Origin of the sequence: Pseudomonas sp. GM24 (assembly GCF_000282235.1) — a bacterium.
Lineage (GTDB): Bacteria > Pseudomonadota > Gammaproteobacteria > Pseudomonadales > Pseudomonadaceae > Aquipseudomonas.
Map to the genome: position 1 here is coordinate 1 of NZ_AKJR01000227.1, position 3,580 is coordinate 3,580.

General features: G+C 59.6%; 2 protein-coding genes. Both read left to right on the plus strand.

Annotated elements, in window-relative coordinates; all coding sequences use genetic code 11:
* Positions 1–191 precede the first annotated feature (191 nt).
* Complete coding sequence (locus PMI23_RS24540) at positions 192–1,481, plus strand: hypothetical protein (RefSeq protein WP_007911543.1); 1,290 nt, start codon at positions 192–194, stop codon at positions 1,479–1,481.
* 46 nt (positions 1,482–1,527) lie between these two features.
* Positions 1,528–3,486: a DUF1302 domain-containing protein gene (locus tag PMI23_RS24545; protein ID WP_007911541.1), complete on the plus strand. Its 1,959-nt coding sequence runs from the start codon at positions 1,528–1,530 to the stop codon at positions 3,484–3,486.
* The last annotated feature ends 94 nt before the right edge of the window (positions 3,487–3,580 follow it).

The window sequence follows — 3,580 nt, forward strand, 5'->3', positions numbered from 1 at the left end:
CTGCGATCTTTTGATCTTGTTTTTTAAGATCAACGTCAAAAGATCGCAGCCTTCGGCAGCTCCTACAGGGAGCGTATTGCGACTCGATGTGGCGCCATCGGAGACTTTTTCTGGTGAGATCGGACAGTGTCAGCGGTGGGGTCGGTTGTTAGGCTCATCCCCCTCGGCACCGCCAATAAGAACGAAAAGCAATGAAGCTGACTTTCCTCCTGTTGCTGCTTTGTGCAACGGCCCCGAGCGCCTGGGGCTGGTCGAACCATACGGTGGGCAGCTATCTGGCGTTGCAGGATCTGCCGGCGTTGCGTGATGCGCCAGCGGTTGAAGTCGAACCACTGGAGCGTTTTCTCACCGAGCAATATCCGGCCGTGCTGGCGCTGTTGGAGCAACAGGAAACCTTCGCCCGCGCGCACTTCGCGCAATACCCGCCACGCCCCGATAACCTGAAATTGCCCGCAGTGCCGAGTGACAATCTGCGCCACGACTTCCTCACGGCGTTGCGCATCAATCCCGAGATTCATCTGGCGACGGTCATCCAGCCATTGCCCGGCAAAGACCTGCCCGAACGTGAGCATCTGCAGGCCAATCAAGTCATGGTCGAGCAAACTCTGTCACCGTGGAATCGCCAGCGTTTCATCGTCGTTACCGAGCACGAAAAAGTCGCGCCTCTCGCGGTGCTCGCCAGCGCCGCCGACGAACCGGATTACGGCCACGACATCAATCTGTTCAGCGACAACCCTGGCAACGTCGGCGCTCTCTACGGTTTCGGCCCGCAACCGTTCGGCGACGCGCGTTTCCAGTACAGCTCGCAGGCGCCGTTCCACATGGGCTTCTTCCATGAAAGCGCGGTGGTGTATGCCGCTGCCGGTTTCCTCGAGCGCAGTTGGCCGGACTGGCGCGCGTATCAATACATGGGCCTGGCGCGATTGGCGTTTGCCAGCGGTCATCCGTATTGGGGTTATCGCTTTCTCGGCTGGGGCCTGCACCACATTCAGGACCTGACCCAGCCGTATCACGCCAAGCCATTACCGGGCGTCGAACTCGCCAATCTCCTGCTGCTGGAAGGCAAGGCAATCGCCGGTTTCGCCGAGGACAAACAGGCCTCAATCGAGCGCGTCGCCACTCGACACATGGAAGTGGAGAAGTACCAGTCGACCTGGCTGCGCCGATTGCTGCGCACCGGTCAGCCGCACCCGATGCTGGCGGCTTACGCCGATGTGGCTCAGGACAAAACCTACCCGCCGTACTCGGTCGACTACCTGCGCGAAGTGGTCAGTGCCGAGTCGGTCAACGATTCCGCAGCGTTCGACGAGGCCATCGGCCAGTGGCTGGAAACCGCGCCCGTCAGCAGTGATTTCAGCAGCGGCAATCAACTTCATAGCGAAGATTTCGATCACCCGGCACTCAATCAGCAGCTGTTGAAGTTGCTAGGGCATTTCGGCGCGCACAGCCGGATTTACGTCAGCGCGGGATTGGCGCCGTAGCGCGGTAACGAACACCAAAACAATAAAAACAGGGAAGGAGGAACACATGATCAACTCTCGATTGCGCCTGACGGGCGCCGCGCTCGCCGGTGTCGGCCTGGCCGGGCTGCTGCAGTTGTGCGCAGTCGATGCGGCGCACGCGGTGGAGTTCAGCCTGATGGACAAGCAGGTCACCGGCTCCCTCGACACGACCTTGTCCTACGGTCGTTTGTGGCGGGTGCAGGGCCGCGACAAGACTAACGATGACGTCAACACCAACGACGGCAATCGCAACTTCGACACCGGGCTGGTTTCCGAGGTGTACAAGATCACCTCCGAGCTTGAAGCCAACTATCAGAATTACGGTTTGTTTGTGCGCGGCACCGCGTTCTACGACACGCAACTGATGGACAAGCGCAACGACTACTACGACAACAACAGCCCGTCGCAACCGAGCCAGAGCTACCCGCAGGACAACCATTTCACCAGCCAGACCCGCGACATCGCCGGCAGCCGCATCGAGATGCTCGACGCCTATGTGCATGGTAGTTGGGACGTTGCGCAGATGCCGGTGACCGCGCGCATCGGTCGGCAGGTGTTCAACTGGGGCGAGGGGATTTTCTATCGCGGCGGGATCAACACCACCAACCCGGTGGACGCCGCCAAGTACCGCCTGCCCGGCGCCGAAGTCAAGGAAGTGCTGGTGCCGGTCGAGGCGCTGAGCTTCAACATCGGCCTGACCGACTCGCTGACCATGGAGAGTTTCTACCAGACCAACTGGAAGGAAACCCGCATCGATCCGGTCGGCACCTTCTATTCGCAAACCGACCTGTTCGCCGACGGAGGCAACACCGGGTACAACAACTTCAGCGGCACAGCGCTCGACACGCCAGTGCCGGGGTTTGGCAACGTCATCGGTTTGTACAGCGCGTTGGGCAATAACCCGTTACTGAGCTCCGCCCTGCAAACCACTGGCCTGTACGCCAACGGCGTGACGCCGGCCTATGGCAATACGTTGAAAGTGGCGAGCATCGGCAAGGACTACAACGCGCGCAACGATGGCCAGTTCGGCTTTGCCTTTCGCTACATCGCCGAGCAGCTCAACAGCACCGAGTTCGGGTTGTACATGGTCAATTACCACGCCAAGGAACCGACCATCGCTGCCGATCTGGGCGGGTACAAAGGCATCTATATGGATGCGCTGACCAACCTGTTGTCCGGTGTCGCCGGCAGTCAGGCCGGGGCGCTGGCCAACGGTCTGGCGACGGCCGATGTGATGGGCAATATTCAGGCGCATCGGCGCTACGCCGAAGACATCCGCATGTACGGCTTCAGCTTCAACACCACGTTGGGTGAGGCTTCGGTGTTTGGTGAAATTGCTTATCGGCCGAACCTGCCGATCGGTGTCGCGGCCACTAATGATTTGATTGGTGATTTGGCCAACGGTGCGGCAGTGGCGGTGACGGGGCGGTCGATCAACGTCGGCGGGCAGATGGTCAATCTCAACAGCGAGATCAACAACGCCGAACGCGTCGAAGCGTTCAACACCTCGCTCGGCACCATTTACAACTTTGGCCCGACCGCTTCGTTCGACTCGCTGTTCGGTATCTTCGAACTGGCCTCGGAGCACCTGCGCGGCAGCAGTCTGCAATACACCGGGTATGACGGCAGCCGTCGCTACTATGCCGGCACCGGTAACTATTCCTATGTGTCAGGCGGTGATCGCGACGATCAGGTCAATCGCAATTCCTATAGCTATACGGCGATGCTCAACGGCACCTGGAACGATGTGTATGCCGGGGTCAACGTCTCGCCGTACATCGTCTACAAGGACGATTTCGAGGGCAACAGCTATCAGGCCGGCAACACCATCGAAGGGCGCAAGGCTTACACGCTGGGGATCAAGGCCAACTACCAGAACAAGCTCGAAGCCGAACTGCAATACACCGAGTTCTATGGCAGCGGGCAGAACAACGGCATTCGCGACCGCGACAACGTCGGGTTCAACCTCAAGTATTTCCTTTGATACCCAGACCACAGGCGCCCCCCCTGTAGGAGTGAGCCTGCTCGCGATAGCGAATTTTCAGTCGCTGTAGGTGTTGTCTGACACACCGCTATCG

Excerpts from the sequence above, each read along its gene's own strand:
- PMI23_RS24545 (WP_007911541.1), top strand. The coding sequence starts at position 1,528 with ATGATCAACTCTCGATTGCGCCTGACGGGCGCCGCGCTCGCCGGTGTC.
- PMI23_RS24540 (WP_007911543.1), top strand. The coding sequence starts at position 192 with ATGAAGCTGACTTTCCTCCTGTTGCTGCTTTGTGCAACGGCCCCGAGC.